Source organism: Mannheimia pernigra (assembly GCF_013377995.1).
Lineage (GTDB): Bacteria > Pseudomonadota > Gammaproteobacteria > Enterobacterales > Pasteurellaceae > Mannheimia > Mannheimia pernigra.
Genome location: NZ_CP055305.1, coordinates 1123765 through 1140652 on the forward strand (window position 1 = coordinate 1123765; position 16888 = coordinate 1140652).

Sequence of the window (16888 nt, forward strand, 5' to 3'; positions counted from 1 at the left end):
AATAATAAAAAAACCTGATTTGCTAAGATAGCTAGTCAGGTTTTTATTTTAGTCAAATGAGTTTATGCTTTTTTTCTTACTACTAACTGGCTTAATAATACAAGCGTTAATGAGAATATAATCATAATTGTTGCTAATGCATTTACCTCTGGGGTTACTCCTGTTTTAACCAATGAGAAAATCTTCAATGGTAAGACTTCGTAACTTGGGCTTGTTACAAATGAGGATACGATAACGTCATCTAATGAAATCGTAAAACTCAGTAACCAGCCTGAAATAATTGAAGGTAATGCCAGTGGTAAAATAATTTTGCGTAAAATCGTTACTTCGCTTGCACCTAAATCTTTCGCTGCTTCTAACATTTTTCCATCAAAGTCGCTTAAACGTGATGAAATTGCAATCACGACATAAGGTAAACAGAACGTAATATGAGCAATTAAGAGCGAAATAAAACCTAGTTTAATACCTAAGATCATAAATAATACAAGCATAGCTACTGCCATTACGATATCAGGCGACATCATTACCACAAACAACATACCGCCTACTAATTTTTTACCACGGAAACGGTAACGATAAAGTGCAATTGAGGTTAGTGCACCTAAAATTGTAGAGAGTGTTGCGGCAAAGAACGCAATCGTTAATGAGTTCAGTGTCGCTTGTACCAGGGTGTCGTTGTTGAATAAACGCTCATACCAATTCCAAGTAAAGCCTTTCCAGTTCAAACCAAAGCGGTCTGCATTAAAGGAATTTAGCACTAAAATAATAATTGGAATATATAGATACGCAAACACCGCTAACATAAAAAGGTTTTTAAACATCTTTTTCATTATTCAAGCTCCACCTTTTTATTTAACAATTTATTCGCACGGTAGTAAACATAGAGCATTAATGCCATTAAAAGAGTTAAGGCAATACTGACTGCAGAGCCTAAAGCAAACTGATTAGTATTTAAGAACAAGCTCTTAATAATATTCCCTACCAATGGAGTTTTACCACCGCCTAATAAGTCTGCTACGTAGAACATTCCCATTGCCGGGAGTAAGACTAATAAGCAACCAGCTACAATTCCTGGCATTGTAAGTGGAATAGTAATTCGAACAAAACGTTGGAATGCATTTGCTCCTAAGTCTTTTGCAGCTTCTAATAAGCGATGATCAATTTTCTCAATTGATGAATAAAGTGGCAAAATCATAAATGGTAATAGGATATAAACTAAACCAATAATAATGGCAATTTCTGAGTTTAATAAACGCAGAGGTTCATTGATTAGCCCAATTGCTAGCAAGGTTTCATTTAAAACCCCTTTCACACCTAAGAAAATTTTAATACCGTAAATACGAATGAGTGAGTTAGTCCAGAAAGGTAACACTACTAAGAAAAGTAAAAACGGACGCAATTTTGCAGGCATTTTTGCGATGAACAACGCAAAAGGATAACCAATAATTAAACAGAAAAACGTTGCAGTACCTGCCATATAAAGCGAGTTCCACAATACGGTTGCGTAAGTATCATTAAATAATGATTTATACGCATCTAAACTAAACGCAAAATCAACAAAGTATTGGCTTTGACGATTTTCTGTTAAGAAACTGATAATTAAAACGAGTACGTTCGGTACTAATACGAAAAGTAATAACCAACCGAAAATAGTTGCGACCGCACCATTTTGGAATTTGTTATTCGCCTTCATCGTTTAACACAACCTCCCAGCCTTCATACCAAGTTAGAGCCACTTTTTGACCAACCTCGTGGTCAATATTGGGGTCATCTTCATTGAAGAACTCACTGACTAATACATTCATACCGTTATGATCTAACCTCACGCTAGACTCTAACGTCATACCTTTATAGTTACGATCGATAATATGGCCGATAATCGCTTTAGAGCTTTCGTTTTCATCTAACTCTTCAATTAAGATATCTTCAGGGCGTAATAATACTTTTAATTTTTGGTTCGGATGAACTTCCAAATCTTCAACTTTAATGTTGCAAATTCTACCTTCTACATTTGCTTTTACATTTTTTGCATCAACTCGTTCAATTACTGTTGCATCAAATACGTTAATTTCACCGATGAAGCGAGCGACGAATAAGTTGCTTGGTTCCTCATAAATTTCACGAGGTGTGCCGTCTTGTGCTATCTTACCCGCATTCATTACGATAATACGATCAGACATTGTTAATGCTTCTTCTTGATCATGGGTAACGAAAATAAAGGTAATGCCTAATTGGCGTTGCAATGCTTTTAACTCATTTTGCATCTCTTTACGTAATTTATAGTCTAATGCAGAAAGTGATTCGTCTAATAACAACACTTTAGGTTTATTAACCACTGCACGTGCAATGGCAATACGTTGTTGCTGACCACCAGAAAGCTGTGCTGGCTTTTGTTGTGCTCTATCATCTAAGCGAACCATACGTAATGCTTCCATTACACGAGGCTCAATCTCTGAATTTGATACTTTCTGCATACGCAAGCCGAACGCCACGTTTTCGAAAATAGTCATATGTGGGAAAAGAGCATAGCTTTGGAATACTGTATTCACAGGACGTTGTTCTGCTGGAAGGTTAGAGACATCTTGCCCATCAAGAATAATTGAACCCTCTGTTAAATCTTCAAATCCAGCAATTAAACGTAACGCAGTTGTTTTTCCACAACCTGATGGACCTAAAATTGTTAAGAATTCACCATCATTAATAGTTAAATTTAAATTTTTAAGAATCGTTTTACTACCGTAGCTTTTTGTTACATTTTTAAGCTCAATGATAGCTTTTTTTTCTAATTTTTCCATCTACTATTATTTTCCCTTAAATTAAAAAGAAAAGGACTAAAAAATCAGGCATTCTGCCCCCAAAAAATCAATTGATTATAATATAGCTAAAGGTGCAAGATTGAAAGGAAAAATTTGTGTTTTCTGGATTTTTCTCAGATTGTAATGGTCTAACCCACTGCAACAAACCAAAGACTATTTTTGATAAATTCTCTCAAAATGGAGAACAGCAAAATGGTTAAACTTTTTACCCCTGAGTATAAAAAGCAATGTGTTGAAATGGTGTTAGACGGCAAACATAGCGTCAGTCAAGTGTACAAAATGATGCGAGTCAGCCAATCTGCCTTGAATCGTTGGAAGCAGCAATTTCTCGCCGAGCAGCGGGAAATTCAGCGTTTACGGGCGGAGAATGAGCCGTTGCGTAGCGACAATGCCTTACTAAAAAAGGTGTCCGCCTTCTTGCTCGAGAAGTCTTGAAATCCTGTGTGGTAGATTTACGGCGAGAAGGCATTTCCCTCGCACAACTGTCCCGTTGTTTTTCGTTGAACCGTTCTACCAGCCATCGTTGGGAAAAATCGCCACCTAATCAAACGTTGATGAGCTTGCAGGAAACGTTGCTATCTGTCTTTGAGGCAAGCGGTGAAACCTATGGCTCACGGCGTTTATCACAGGCGGTGACGGATTTAGGGATAAAAATCGGGCGGTTTAAAGCTCGCCGTTTAATGCGGGGGCTTGAGATAAAAGCCAAGTGCCCGAAAGCTAAAGTTTGGCGAAAACAAGCGGTCGATTTTGCGGAAAATAGTGCAAATGGGCAGTGTGCAATGATGCCCGACACCATTTGGGCAGGCGACATTACCTACATTCCCACTGATGAGGACTGGCTCTACTTGGCGATTGTCATTGATTGGTTTTCACGGTTAATTGTCGGCTGGGCGGTATCGGATACGCCAGATAGCCGCTTATGCGTTCAAGCCTTGCGACTTGCCATTCACCGCCGCAAGCCCCCTGCGGACGTTATTTTCCACTCAGACCGCGGCTCCCAATACAGCCAGCCAAGCCTTTCGGAATGTGCTAACAGAAGCGAAAATGGTGTATAGCCAAAGTAGGGCGGGGAAATGTACGGACAATGCGGTAACAGAGCGTTTTTTCCGCAGTTTAAAGGTGGAGAAACTCAACCGCTACCGATTTAAGACACGCGAGCAAGCATTGCTTTGTGTGGCGGAATACATTGAAGATTTTTACAATCCGAGACGACTGCATTCTGCATTAGGAAATCGCTCCCCAATGCAGTTTGAAATGGATTGTTTAAGGATTTAAATGTGGTTGTGTCTTTGGAATGTTGCAAGGAATTGAACTATTACAAGTAGAGTAGCATTACCAGTAATATCGCCTTTTTTCGCCATAGCATACACTTTCGGTACAAGCACTGTTTCAACCTTACCGTTTGGTAGTCGAACAGACTGATTTTCAAACCAGACAATATCGGTGGTGAGTTTTGCAACTTGGCTTGGCGAAAGGGTAATGCCTGGGCGTAAGTTGAATTTTTGGGCGAAAGTAACGCCTGCATCAATTAAGTGGCGGTATTTTTGATCGATTGTTGAAAGTGAAAAATCAACAAGCGGTCTTTTTTCAGAAAAATTTTGCAAAATGGAAACAATATCTACCGAACCGGCAGAAACCGCTTTTGGCTTTCCAGCTGATTTAGCTAGTTCCGAAACTACAACAAATTGTTGAGTGGATTTGTTGAAAATAACTTGATGGATGTTGTTCATACCTACGTTTCTAAAATTTGTAAAATACCTAATATAATTAACCGCTTGTAATTTGTGTTAGATGGCACTAGAGTGGAAGCTAGTGCTAGCTGGGGTATTGTTAATAATTCCAGAAATACAGAAATACAGAAATACAGAAATAGATTATATTTTTATAAATGGAAAAAACCTTTCAAATCTTTCTAAAATATATCTATTTGAATTTAGTAAAATAACAGCCCTATCTTTGCCAATTGGGCATTCATAAATAGGATTGTTTCTTAAATATGCAATCCCATATATACTATATTCTTCCGATTTAGATAAATCATTAATAATATCAAAACCAATGACCTTTGATATATGATACAAATCTCCATCAAAATCAAGCATGTCATATATATACGCTGGTATATCTTCTAATTTTGAGCTAGATATAACTAGCTCTATCCAATATTTAAATTCATCTATATTTATCGCATCACAAAATAAACATCCAATAGCAAAATTGAGATCTGAGTGATCATCTTTATAAATACTCCACATATTATTTTCCTTTCTGAATATAATCTCCGCCGATATGGCCTGTTTTAGAATGTTGCCATTCAGGAACTAACTGCATTCGCCCCGTATCTTGATGATGATGCTATGTAAATCCAGGAATTTTGCTATTACCACTTTTAATAGCATTAATCTGTTCTTTATTAAAATGCTTTTCCAGTCCTTGTTCTCCTAAATCCTTGTATAATTGTTTAGTTGCTATTCTCATCTGCTCTACATAGCTTGCTTCTCTAAAAGATTTAATTTCCAATCTTGTATCGTATTTAGCTATATCATCAAAAATCGGATAACCTTTACTATCAAATGGCACACCTGTCTTAGGGTGTCTCTTATTTGCTAAATCTAAATTTCTTGTTCCAGTTGGAGCAATTGTTGTAGATTTTACATTTTCCTTACCGAATTCCTTCTCTAATTTTTCCCTTGTCTTCGCCAAAACAAGCGGTGGACTTACAGCTAAAACTCACAAAATTCTCAACATATTAACTGCTTGTAACCAATAAGAATTAACACTCCGTCAGGAGACGAGTGCCATCAGGAAAAGAATCGTAGCAAAAACTGTTTATATAGCAAAATTTCTATTTTTCAGGATTAAAAATAGAAATATCATCTAAAACGTCTTCTATAGTTCCATTAAGAATATCTTTATGTTTCATATTTTTGATTTTTTCAATTAGTTCTCCTTTATCAATATTACGAAAAACTCTAGCCATATGAGATATAGATAACAGAGAGATGCGTTCAAGTTCAACATCTCCAGATGATAAAAAAGAAAACAATATATCTTTTGTTTTAGAAGGTTCATCGGTGTACATACCTAACGACAAGATTACTTTATGCTTTATATAATTCTCAACTTCAGGAGAAGTTAATATTACCATTCCATCTTTAAAACTAATCTTATCTAAATTTTTATATATTAATTTACTCATTTTATTTTTCCTTTATCATTAACTAAACCTGCTTCTTTCAATGCATTCTTCATCTCTGTTGTTAATTCATTCCAATTTCTTACATGACCGTGATAAATATTTTTCTCTGTTTGATCAAAAACTACATATTCTCCCGTTAATTTATCAACTCCAACTCTTCTAGTTGAAGTAGCTTTCACCTGAATTGATTCATTTAAAACCTCCTGTCCAAAAGTTGGATTAGCTGATTTGATAGAATTTCCAACCTTTGAATGATAAGGAGCTTTATCAAAAACGAAATTATTGGTTTTATGAGCGCTAATTCTCTCCGTTATATCAACAGCCTTTCTATCTGGCTTAGTATTTTTCTTCGCAAAATTACTGTGGATATTAGAGTTACTAAGATTATTCTCTTTGGTAAACAATCGAGAAGTATCCATCGCCAATTCAATACCTTTCTCTATCCCAGTCTGTTTTTCTTTTATCGCTTCAATAGTTTTCAGATTTTCTGCTTCAACCAATTGATAGAATTTGCCTTGTTCTTCAAACGGCAAACCTTGAACCCAGCTATTCAATGCGCCTGATAAATCATCGGCAAGACTTACTGCACCTAATAAGGTTTGTGGCACGGTAACTCGACAATCTATCTCACAATCAGCCAATAATTCCGCACGTTGTTTTTCGCTTAACTCTTTAAAATACTTATGCACCTCTTCAACGCTTTCACCTTTCTCAATCGCTTTTTTGAGTGCGCGTTGATAAGCATAAACATCACGATGAGATAAATAGTTATTCTCCACTGCCCGTTTCCCAATCTCCGCCCCTGAGATAAAGTCTGCCGTGCTGTCTCCTGTTACCCCACCTGCCAACCCAGCCGCAATTTGGCTTAGATTAGCAATGTTTTGTTTTTGGCTCTCCGTGAGATTTTCAGCTTTGTCCGTATTGTAGAGCGCTTGCATTAAGTAAGGGGCAGCTGCCTCCGCCGTAAATGCACCCAACGCACCAGCTGTTGCATTGTTGCCCGTGATATGGGCTTCCACTGCACCTAATACGGTGTGGGCTATTAAATTGGCTTCGGTGTTATCACCTGTTTGCTCTTTTATCAGCTTATTCGCATAAGGTGAAAGTAACCCAACTGCCGCGTGGTTCGCATTGCCTGTTGCTAAGCCTTGCAGTGCTGCTGTCGCTGCACGAATGCCCATTTGTAGATTGCTGCCTAAGCCGTATTCCGCCTCAATCGCTTGGGCTTCTGCTTTAAGTTGGGCCGATTTCAGTGGGTCGGATTTTTCAATCTTTTCTGCCTCTTGCCGTTTTTTATTCGCTTCTTCTAAATGCGGTTGCACCAAGCGGTTTGTCCAAGATTGAGAGAGCTCTCCAATAACTTGTACCGTTTCCTGTTTCTCCTGAATTGCAACTAAATCCGCTTTTTTGACCGCTTGATTGGCGTTTTCGGTGTCTCGGTTTAGGCTTTGGAGTGTCTCTTCTGCGGTTTTGCCTGTTTTCTGTTTTTGGGCTTCGCTGTCGGTAATCGTGAGATTGATGTTATCGCTTATCGCTGCCTTGGTTTGGCTGCGTTCGCTTTCACGCATATTCCCCAACGCACTTAATGCAGCCCCGATTGCAGACGTGGCTATTTTCGACATCTCCGAACTCATACTCACTGAGACCGAGCTGACTTTCACATCACTGCGGTTCTCAATCTCTTCCGTGGTGAGTGTGCCAGTTGTCATTTGGTGGTTTGCTTTGTCGCCTTGAGCATTAATCATTCCACCTTTGATATGCGTGTTTTCTTGCACATTAATGTTGGCGTTTTCTTGAATGTTAAAGCCAGATTGTTGATTGACTTGGGCATAGTTGACCTTGGCTTTGTTTTGGCTTGCCTGTGAAGATAACCCCCACCCACTACCATAAATCGCCACCGAGCCACTTACGCCTGCTTGGGTCTGTTTGCTGTCATATTTTTCTGTGTCTTGCACACTTTCAATATGCAGATTTTTCGTATCAAGTGATAAATGCTTAACATTCGCGACCGCCCCTTTAAGTGTGGTGGTCTCTTTGGTGTTGATTTTTAGGCTGTCACTGTTAATCTCCGTCAAGTTTTGAACGGTGGAATCACTGTTGGAATGCCCTTTGCCGACATTCACTGCACCCTCCACACCAAAGCCAGTGGCGCCTTGTGATTTACCCACAAACACACCAACGCTCCAACTACTGCTTTTATTGTCACTTCGGTTGGTTTGGCTGTTTGTTGTGCCAAGCGGTCTTTTTTCAGAAAAATTTTGCAAAATGGAAACAATATTCACCGAATCAGCCGAAACCGCTTTTGGCTTTCTGGCTGATTTAGCGAGTTCAGATACCACAACGAATTGTTGAGTGGATTTGTTGAAAATCACTTGATGGATGTTATTCATATTTTTATACATTTTATTTGAAAGGTAATTTCAAAAATAAAATTTATTTTCTCTTATAAATACTTGTGCAATATTTAAGCGCTTCCATTACAGCCGCCCCTAACTCTTCATCAGATAAATTGGCTGGGTATTCAAACTCGATAGCTTTTCCATCTTGTCTATTTACCGAAGTAAACCCTCCTAAACTATCTTGATGATGAGGGGTTATAGTTAATTTACATCCTTCTATATCTATAGAGACAAAATCCATATCCTTATATATTAATTTTTTATTCCTATAGTTAAATTTTTTTTTCAACTTCATCTCTAGCCTTTCAGTGAAATCTTTTATCTCATTAGAATAAAAAAGTTTATTAAATTCTTCTGTATTTATAATTCGACTATTTTTTAATTTTCTGGAGATATAATTACCTAATTCTAAATCCTCTATATCACAAGGGAGAAAATTAAAATCTTGAGTAGGGTCTGAAATGCTTATACGCCCAATCAAATAATGGCTAACAAAAATAAAGTCCTTGTTTTTCCTAATTAGTACGCTTTTCCTGCTATTCATTTTATTTAACCTCTTTAACTATAATTTTAACACCCTGAGACCTCGCGTAATCAACAGATTTTTTAATTGCTTCCATTTGTTTTTTAGTGGTTGAATGAGGTATCGCTAGATACATTTCTCTGTTATTAATATCTGTTGATGTAATTTTAAAATCACCTTTACCATCCCCCCTAAAATTAACCATTTCATCAACATACTTATTCAATTGATAAGTAATGCGTTTTGGATCTTGGTAAGTTTTAGAACCTACAGTATCCATTGTCTTCGCACTAATTGCTGTACCATCAGGCAGTAAATGGTCAAATGTTTTAAAACTTGGTTTAATTTCATTCAAATTCAACGTACCTTCAGGAAGTGAAGTAGTTTGTAAATACTCTTCCCAAGCCTTTCCTTGTTTTTGAATACCTTTACCCCATTTGATATTAACTTCTTTATTGGATAATACCCCCTCCTTAATCGCTAATTTACCAACATTTCTTATACCTGAATGAGCTAATCCAGCAATACCTGAAAGAGCACTAATTGCTGTCAATTCATTTGACAAATAAACTTTCATTCGAATTAAATCGGCTTCATCTCGATAGCCTGCGGTTTCTAATTTATCTGCTTCATTTAATTCTGCTCGGGTATTTTCAGATAGAGTATCAATCGGTGATAGCACCGATTTTTTAATTTCGTTGCCAATTTCTCTTAATTGCTCTTTTGCCGTTTCATCTCCTTTTAAAGCTTCTATCGTAATTTGTGTTAAAATAGCAGCGTTCTCAACAGGTTCTTTTACGGAAATTTCCATTAAAGCCTGTTTTGCAATATTTTCCATTCTTTGGCTTTGCATTTCACCATGAAGTCTGGAAGCTTCTTGGAATTCAGCATTAACCAAATGATTATAATTTTTTTGAGAAGTATAGTTTTTGAAACTGGGATGAGCGGCAGAAAGCGTAACAAGCTGTTTGGCACATTCGGTTGTCATTTTGTTGCGACAAGCCTCGTCCAATTTGTGATTTCTTTCTCGATCTAACACTCCTAATTCGTTAATTCTTGCTTGTAATGCCGAGCAATCACCGCCTTGAGCTAAACACTGACAACAAGCGGTAGATTTACCGCTAAAATTTGCAAAATACTTAACATAATTCACCGATTGTAACTTATATTAAATAGCACTAGCGTGGACCCTAGCGCTATCGGGGCTCCTGCCTAATAAATCTTTTATTTATATTAGCCATCTTCTCTTCTTTTACCGATTTAGCGACATAATTATTTAATAGGCACTTCATGATTTATCTTTTTCTACAGATAAATATTCCCTTATTCTTTTCAACCAAGAAATTACATTACCATTAACATCTGCACTAGGTATCATAAAACAACCAAGAGAATATATATAATGCTCATCCACATATCCCTCCTTTATTAATAAATCTAGCTCTAAAATAACCTCTTGACAAATTTTGTGCATTTCATTTTTTTTGAAATTACTCAAGACATCTTCTAATGTTTCTCCCTCTAAAAGAAACCAATCTTGATGAAAATAAGTGCTAAAAAAATATCTTAACTTAGGGTGCATATGTTTCTCCTATTTATCTGGAAATGCAGTAAGAATTCTCCATCCTTTAGGCTCAAGAGAGTCTTTAACAATGATAACTGTTGCCTTGCTAGATATTGTTGAAGACGAACTTCCTCTATCCATTATTCGCCCTATAGAGAAGCCAACATCTCCTGCCAAAGCTAACCTACTTTGACTACTGACCATAAATTCAGATAGTAAATTAGAATTATTATGAACAATAGTCGATATAGCTTTTTCAGCAGTCTGAATATCGGTAAATGAAGAAGACATTCGTAAATTAGGCTCCAAATTTAATCTATTTGCCAATTCAATATCTTGTTTACCAACATGCCTACTAATTGTATGACCACCAATGTTTTCATGATAAATTAGGGTTCTACCCACATTTGACTTAAAATCAGTTAATTCATAATCTGACATTTTTCCAATAATTGGTGCCTTATTATTAGAATTAACGTCGCTTGGAATTTTCCTAGAAAAATCACTTAGCTTAGAATTATTTGATACAACTTTCGTTGGTAATAATAATCCTGTCAAAATACCAGAGAAATTCTCCAACGCTTGTTGATCTCCTGCATAAGCTTGTTTAGCAACTACTTTTACACTTTCCCAATATTCTCCCGTCATTAAAGCATTTAATGTATTTGATACAGCCTGGTTCTTACCTGCTAAATCAGTCTTTGCTTGATTACAATAACTATCTCCGACAGCACAAGTAGCTAACAGAGCAAATGTATCAAATACTGTATCACCAACGAATAAAGCAGAATCAGTTCCTTCCTCAACAACATCAATTACACCATTAATAAACTGTGATGCAGTATTATTGCCAAGTTTCTCTCTGACTTTTATCTTCCACTGTTCAGCATCTGCTCTTTTATTTTCTCTCAACCTATCAACTACAAGAGAATTATTCTCCACCGCCCGTTTCCCAATCTCCGCCCCTGAGATAAAACTTGCCGTGCTGTCTCCTGTTACCCCACCAGCCAACCCCGCCGCAATTTGGCTTAGATTTGCAATGTTTTGTTTTTGGCTATCCGTCAGATTTTCAGCGTTGTCCGTATTGTAAAGAGCTTGCATCAAGTAAGGAGCTGCAGCCTCCGCCGTAAACGCCCCCAACGCACCGGCTGCGGCATTGTTGCCCGTGATATGGGCTTCCAATGCTCCTAAAACAGCGTGTGCCATTAGGTTAGCTTCTTTGTTGATTGAGCCGTCTGCGTTGGTGGTTTGTTCTTTAATCAACTTATTCGCATAAGGGGAGAGTAGTCCGACAGCGACTTGATTTGTATTGCCTGTTGCCAAGCCTTGCAATGCTGCGGTTGCTGCACGAATGCCCATTTGTAGATTGCTGCCTAAGCCGTATTCCGCCTCAATCGCTTTTGCCTCAGTTTTCAGTTGAGCCGATTTCAGCGGGTCGGATTTTTCGAGTTGCTCCGCTTCTTGCCGTTTTTTATTCGCTTCTTCTAAATGCGGTTGCACCAAGCGGTTTGTCCAAGATTGAGAAAGTTCACCGATAACTTGTACCGTTTCCTGTTTCTCCTGAATTGCAACTAAATCCGCTTTTTTGACCGCTTGATTGGCGTTTTCGGTGTCTCGGTTGAGGTTTGCTATTGTTTCTTCTGCGGTTTTGCCTGTGAGTGCCTTCTGTTTGTTGCTATCGGTAATACTGAGATGGATATTACTGCTTATCGCTGCCTTCGTTTGACTGCGTTCGCTTTCACGCATATTCCCCAATGCACTTAATGTAGCCCCGATTGCAGACGTGGCTATTTTCGACATATCCGAACTCATACTCACTGAGACCGAGCTGACTTTCACATCACTACGGTTTTCAATCTCTTCCGTGGTGAGTGTGCCAGTTGTCATTTGGTGGTTTGCTTTGTCGCCTTGAGCATTAATCATTCCACCTTTGATATGCGTGTTTTCTTGCACATTAATGTTGGCGTTTTCTTGAATGTTAAAGCCAGATTGTTGATTGACTTGGGCATACTTGACCTTGGCTTTGTTTTGGCTTGCCTGTGAAGATAGCCCCCATCCACTGCCATAAATGGCCACCGAGCTACTCACACCCCCTTTGGGTCTGTTTGCTGTCATATTTTTCTGTGTCTTGCAGGCTTTCAATATGCAAATTTTTCGTATCAAGTGATAAATGCTTAACATTTGCGACCGCCCCTTTAAGCGTAGTCGTCTCTTTAGCTTTGATTTTTAGGCTGTCGCTGTTAATCTCCGTCAAGTTTTGAACGGTGGAATCACTGTTGGAATGCCCTGTGCCCACATTCACCGCACCTTCCACACCAAAGCCAGTGGCGCCTTGTGATTTACCCACAAACACCCCAACATTCCAACGGTTACTTTTGTTATCGCTTCGGTTGGTTTGGGTATCTGTTGTACCAAGCGGTCGTTTTTCAGAAAAATTTTGCAAAATAGAAATAATATCCTCTGAACTGGCTGAAACAGCTTTGGGCTTTCCGGCTGATTTGGCAAGTTCAGATACCACAACAAACTGTTGTGTGGATTTGCTAAAAATAACTTGATGGATGTTATTCATATTTACGTTTCTAAAATTTGCAAAATATTTAGCATAATTAACCGCTTGTAACTTATATTAAATATCACTAGCGTGAACGCTAGTACTATCGAGGGCTAATCTACTACAGTCCCATTATTTATGATAAACATAATATAATGTTAGCCCTACTATAATGACTAACCATTCTTTTAAAGATGACTTTCTGTTTTTGGGTGTGTTCTCATAACACTCTATTATTTTTCCTCTTGATAAACTATTCCTATAACTTACCACTGCTGATATAGCTAAGACAATACTTCCAAAAAGTGTAGGCAAAGTTATTAATGCCACTTCAATAATTGAAAGTTTTTTAAATATAATTAATTCGCCTGCATATATAACATTTAGAATATTTCTTATAAGAAAAACCCCAAAAAACATAAATAGTAAGAAAATTATATAACAACGAAAAAACACAATAAAAAATAACTTTATCATTTTTTATCCCCGATGGTGCGAGCGTCCTCGCTCGTACCAAACAAGCGGTTGATTTATCACTGAAATTTGCAAAATACTCAATGTAATTAACCACTTGAAGCAGATAAGCATTGACACTCGTCAGAGACGAGCGCCATCTGGGGGGCAAAAATTTTTAGCTGAAAGTAGCATGTTACCATTCCCTTTAATCCTCTAAAATTTGCAAAATATCTTCTGATTTTTTCATAATCACTAGTTCACAAGCGGGTTCAATTCCTAATCCTAAAAAAAATAAAACCACTCCCCCACTATCCAATATATAATTAATCCAATCATCATATGTTTCTATCTTGTAATTATCTCCCCCTCCTATAGAAAAATAAACAACGTCTATGGTATCTAGTATTTTTTTTATAATATAATAGTCCTGAATGCTAATTCTTCCTTCTAAAAAAAAATCCAGCTTTTCTTTTTTTTCAAACATAATTTCTTTTTTATCATTTATTTTATTGATATCAATATGATGCTTTAATAGCCCCCACCCTCCTTTATATTTGATAACTCTAGTATTGGGCTGATCACATAAATACATCATAACCCTTATAGAGATTGCCTGATTATTTATTTTATGACACAAATAAGATAATAATTCATATCTATCTTCTGATAATTTCGTATATTCATCATTTTCAACACTAATGGCAGACACTCCATTAGAAGGAGAAAAGTATATAGAACTGAAATCGGCTATCTCATTATTAGATGAAATATCACTAGCCTTTCGAATAATCAATTTTTTAGTAATCATAGTGTCCTCCCTTGGGATCATTAAAGTGAGGACCTCTATTTTGAGGATCACTGTCGCCAAAAAAATGACCTTTAGTATCATCTCTAATTATAACTTTTCGGACTCCGCCTCCTTCTTTAGGGAGTTCAAATTCATACACTTTACCAGGCTGCTGAGTGCCTCTCCTGTCTATATTAGGATAAACTTTACTAGGCTGCTGGCTTGTTGGTATTCCTGATTGACGTTTAGCCTCATTAAAGGCCCCTTGCCTTTTTGCCCCTTCTGGAGATAAATTTTTAGGTTTTTCATCTAAAGTATATTTATTCTTTTTAGCAAAAGAAGCAATCTTAGGAGAAACTTTAACTCCCTGATTTTCCCGCCCTTCAACAAAAGTATCTACCAATGAAACAATCGCTTTTTCCATCGGTGTTCTTGCCCCATTGATAAAATCTATCTCTTTAGCATTTTCTTCAATGACAAATTCAATAAATCTTTCCTGAGTAGTGCCTGATAGTGTAGATAAACGAGAGTTAAAGAATCCTACTAACTCTAATGCTTTTTTGTTTGCTTCCTCATTAAGTTTCTCAACGCCATATCGACATACTACGGAGTCGCAATTTTCTTGAATATCTTTAAACTGATTATCACTGAGTTGTTTATATTCAGTAAAAATCTCTTCTAGAGATTTCCCTTCTTTTTCGGCGTTTTCTAATTTTCTAAATAGATCCGATACTTGAGAATCCAATAGACCATTATTCTCCACCGCCCGTTTCCCAATCTCTGCTCCCGCGACAAAACTACCTGTACTGTCGCCAACCAAGCCACCTGCCAACCCAGCCGAAATCTGACTTAGGTTTGCGATGTTTTGTTTTTGGCCGTCCGTCAGATTTTCAGCGTTGTCCGTATTATAAAGGGCTTGCATTAAGTAAGGTGCAGCTGCTTCCGCCGTAAATGCACCTATTGCACCTGCTGCGGCATTGTTGCCCGTGATATGGGCTTCCAATGCTCCTAAAACAGCGTGTGCCATTAGGTTAGCTTCTTTGTTGATTGAGCCGTCTGCGTTGGTGGTTTGTTCTTTAATCAACTTATTCGCATAAGGTGAAAGTAACCCAACTGCCGCTTGGTTGGCATTGCCTGTTGCTAAGCGTTGCAGTGCTGCTGTCGCTGCACGAATGCCCATTTGTAGATTGCTGCCTAAGCCGTATTCCGCCTCAATCGCTTGGGCTTCTGCTTTCAGTTGGGCCGATTTCAGTGGGTCGGATTTTTCAATCTTTTCTGCCTCTTGCCATTTTTTATTCGCTTCTTCTAAATGCGGTTGCACCAAGCGGTTTGTCCAAGATTGAGAGAGCTCTCCAATAACTTGTACCGTTTCCTGTTTCTCCTGAATTGCAGATAAATCCACTTTTTCGACCGCTTGATTGGCGTTTGCGGTGTCTCGGTTGAGGCTTTGGAGTGTCTCTTGTGCGGTTTTGCCTGTTTTCTGTTTTTGGGCTTCGCTATCGGTAATACTGAGATGGATATTACTGCTTATCGCTGCCTTGGTTTGGCTGCGTTCGCTTTCACGCATATTCCCCAATGCACTTAATGCGGCCCCCATTGCAGAAGTGGCTATTTTCGACATCTCCGAACTCATACTCACTGAGACCGAGCTGACTTTCACATCACTACGGTTTTCAATCTCTTCCGTGGTGAGTGTGCCAGTTGTCATTTGGTGGTTTGCTTTGTCGCCTTGAGCATTAATCATTCCACCTTTGATATGCGTGTTTTCTTGCACATTAATGTTGGCGCTTTCTTGAATGTTAAAGCCAGATTGTTGATTGACTTGGGCATAGTTGACCTTGGCTTTGTTTTGGCTTGCCTGTGAAGATAGCCCCCACCCACTACCATAAATTGCCACCGAGCCACTTACGCCTGCTTGAGTCTGTTTGCTGTCATATTTTTCCGTGTCTTGCAGGCTTTCAATATGCAGATTTTTCGTATCAAGTGATAAATGCTTAACATTTGCGACCGCCCCTTTAAGCGTGGTGGTCTCTTTGGTGTTGATTTTTAGGCTGTCGCTTCGGTTGGTTTGACGGTCTGTTGTGCCAAGCGGTCGTTTTTCAGAAAAGTTTTGCAAAATGGAAACAATATCTACCGAACCGGCAGAAACCGCTTTTGGCTTTCTGGCTGATTTAGCGAGTTCAGATACCACAACGAATTGTTGAGTGGATTTGTTGAAAATCACTTGATGGATGTTATTCATATTTACGTTTCTAAAATTTGCAAAATACCTAACATAATTCACCGCTTGTAAATTATATTAAATAGCACTAGCGTGGACGCTAGCACTATCGGGGGTATCACCTAATCTAATCCCATCTACTAGTTCTTCGTTAAGATTCATATCTAAAATTAATTCTAAAATTAAATTTTTAGTATGATGGTCTATAGCTTTATCATATTCATACAACTGAACACATATTAACTCTAGTGCAATGCCATATTCTTGATAATTAATAAAATCATCAGCATTATTAATATCTTCTATAGGAAGAACTCTATCAAGATATCTTAATAACTTCTTCATTTTATTTTGTACTCTCACTATCACCTC

At 37.9% G+C, this 16888-nt stretch carries 19 protein-coding genes and 3 pseudogenes; 3 read left to right on the top strand and 19 right to left on the bottom strand.

The window, feature by feature from the left end; translation table 11 throughout:
• Positions 1-62 precede the first annotated feature (62 nt).
• From potC to potA, 3 genes are read right to left on the bottom strand one after another with little or no spacing between them, the layout of a single operon-like run.
• Positions 63-830: a spermidine/putrescine ABC transporter permease PotC gene (potC, locus tag HV560_RS05595; protein WP_176808068.1), complete on the bottom strand. Its 768-nt coding sequence runs from the start codon at positions 828-830 to the stop codon at positions 63-65.
• Positions 830-1693: a spermidine/putrescine ABC transporter permease PotB gene (potB, locus tag HV560_RS05600; protein ID WP_159629308.1), complete on the bottom strand. Its 864-nt coding sequence runs from the start codon at positions 1691-1693 to the stop codon at positions 830-832. The genes potC and potB overlap by 1 nt, the downstream gene beginning before the upstream one ends.
• Entirely contained in the window at positions 1680-2795 is a 1116-nt protein-coding gene (potA, locus tag HV560_RS05605) for a spermidine/putrescine ABC transporter ATP-binding protein PotA (protein ID WP_176812347.1), read from the bottom strand. Before potA ends, potB begins: the two co-directional genes overlap by 14 nt.
• 198 nt (positions 2796-2993) lie before the next feature.
• Between potA and HV560_RS05610 the strand changes: the two genes are divergently transcribed.
• From HV560_RS05610 to HV560_RS05620, 3 genes are read left to right on the top strand one after another with little or no spacing between them, the layout of a single operon-like run.
• Positions 2994-3251: a transposase gene (locus HV560_RS05610; RefSeq protein ID WP_238348703.1), complete on the top strand. Its 258-nt coding sequence runs from the start codon at positions 2994-2996 to the stop codon at positions 3249-3251.
• 8 nt (positions 3252-3259) lie between these two features.
• Positions 3260-3871, top strand: a complete 612-nt coding sequence (locus tag HV560_RS05615; protein ID WP_238348704.1) for a DDE-type integrase/transposase/recombinase — start codon at positions 3260-3262, stop codon at positions 3869-3871.
• A complete protein-coding gene (locus tag HV560_RS05620) occupies positions 3861-4091 on the top strand; it encodes an integrase core domain-containing protein (RefSeq protein WP_176812349.1) in 231 nt (76 codons plus the stop codon). Before HV560_RS05615 ends, HV560_RS05620 begins: the two co-directional genes overlap by 11 nt.
• Before the next feature lie 44 nt (positions 4092-4135).
• Here the strand turns inward: HV560_RS05620 and HV560_RS10530 are convergent.
• The 16 genes and pseudogenes from HV560_RS10530 to HV560_RS05690 form a co-directional block, all read right to left on the bottom strand.
• Positions 4136-4351 (bottom strand): annotated as a pseudogene (locus HV560_RS10530) (hypothetical protein); the annotation flags it as partial.
• An 84-nt stretch (positions 4352-4435) separates the two neighbouring features.
• A pseudogene (locus HV560_RS10535) lies at positions 4436-4546 on the bottom strand (ESPR domain-containing protein); the annotation flags it as partial.
• Between the two features lie 144 nt (positions 4547-4690).
• A complete protein-coding gene (locus HV560_RS05630) occupies positions 4691-5071 on the bottom strand; it encodes a hypothetical protein (RefSeq protein WP_176812351.1) in 381 nt (126 codons plus the stop codon).
• A 1-nt stretch (position 5072) separates the two neighbouring features.
• Positions 5073-5162, bottom strand: a pseudogene (locus tag HV560_RS10540) (HNH endonuclease); the annotation flags it as partial.
• 9 nt (positions 5163-5171) lie between these two features.
• Positions 5172-5519, bottom strand: a complete 348-nt coding sequence (locus HV560_RS10545) for an HNH endonuclease family protein (protein WP_202880332.1) — start codon at positions 5517-5519, stop codon at positions 5172-5174.
• Between the two features lie 142 nt (positions 5520-5661).
• Positions 5662-6015 (bottom strand): hypothetical protein, encoded by a 354-nt coding sequence (locus HV560_RS05640; protein ID WP_176812352.1) that lies wholly within the window; start codon positions 6013-6015, stop codon positions 5662-5664.
• The gene (locus tag HV560_RS05645; RefSeq protein WP_176812353.1) at positions 6012-8405 is read right to left on the bottom strand and encodes a VENN motif pre-toxin domain-containing protein; all 2394 of its coding nucleotides are present in this window, start codon (positions 8403-8405) and stop codon (positions 6012-6014) included. Before HV560_RS05645 ends, HV560_RS05640 begins: the two co-directional genes overlap by 4 nt.
• Positions 8406-8448: 43 nt before the next feature.
• Entirely contained in the window at positions 8449-8958 is a 510-nt protein-coding gene (locus HV560_RS05650; RefSeq protein WP_176812354.1) for a contact-dependent growth inhibition system immunity protein, read from the bottom strand.
• Between the two features lies 1 nt (position 8959).
• Positions 8960-10090: an endonuclease toxin domain-containing protein gene (locus HV560_RS05655; RefSeq protein ID WP_337790453.1), complete on the bottom strand. Its 1131-nt coding sequence runs from the start codon at positions 10088-10090 to the stop codon at positions 8960-8962.
• Between the two features lie 135 nt (positions 10091-10225).
• Positions 10226-10519, bottom strand: a complete 294-nt coding sequence (locus HV560_RS05660; protein ID WP_176812356.1) for a contact-dependent growth inhibition system immunity protein — start codon at positions 10517-10519, stop codon at positions 10226-10228.
• Between the two features lie 9 nt (positions 10520-10528).
• Complete coding sequence (locus HV560_RS05665) at positions 10529-12616, bottom strand: RNase A-like domain-containing protein (protein WP_176812357.1); 2088 nt, start codon at positions 12614-12616, stop codon at positions 10529-10531.
• Positions 12582-13070 carry a hemagglutinin repeat-containing protein gene (locus HV560_RS05670; protein WP_176812841.1) on the bottom strand — a complete coding sequence of 163 codons (489 nt, stop codon included), beginning with the start codon at positions 13068-13070 and terminating at the stop codon, positions 12582-12584. The genes HV560_RS05665 and HV560_RS05670 overlap by 35 nt, the downstream gene beginning before the upstream one ends.
• Before the next feature lie 114 nt (positions 13071-13184).
• On the bottom strand, positions 13185-13529 hold the full coding sequence (locus tag HV560_RS05675) for a hypothetical protein (RefSeq protein WP_176812358.1): 345 nt from the start codon (positions 13527-13529) through the stop codon (positions 13185-13187).
• A gap of 184 nt (positions 13530-13713) precedes the next feature.
• A complete protein-coding gene (locus tag HV560_RS05680) occupies positions 13714-14316 on the bottom strand; it encodes a hypothetical protein (RefSeq protein WP_176812359.1) in 603 nt (200 codons plus the stop codon).
• Positions 14306-16537: a VENN motif pre-toxin domain-containing protein gene (locus HV560_RS05685; RefSeq protein ID WP_176812360.1), complete on the bottom strand. Its 2232-nt coding sequence runs from the start codon at positions 16535-16537 to the stop codon at positions 14306-14308. The genes HV560_RS05680 and HV560_RS05685 overlap by 11 nt, the downstream gene beginning before the upstream one ends.
• 57 nt (positions 16538-16594) lie before the next feature.
• Positions 16595-16879, bottom strand: coding sequence for a MafI family immunity protein (locus HV560_RS05690; protein WP_238348705.1), 285 nt, complete (start codon positions 16877-16879; stop codon positions 16595-16597).
• Positions 16880-16888: the final 9 nt, after the last annotated feature.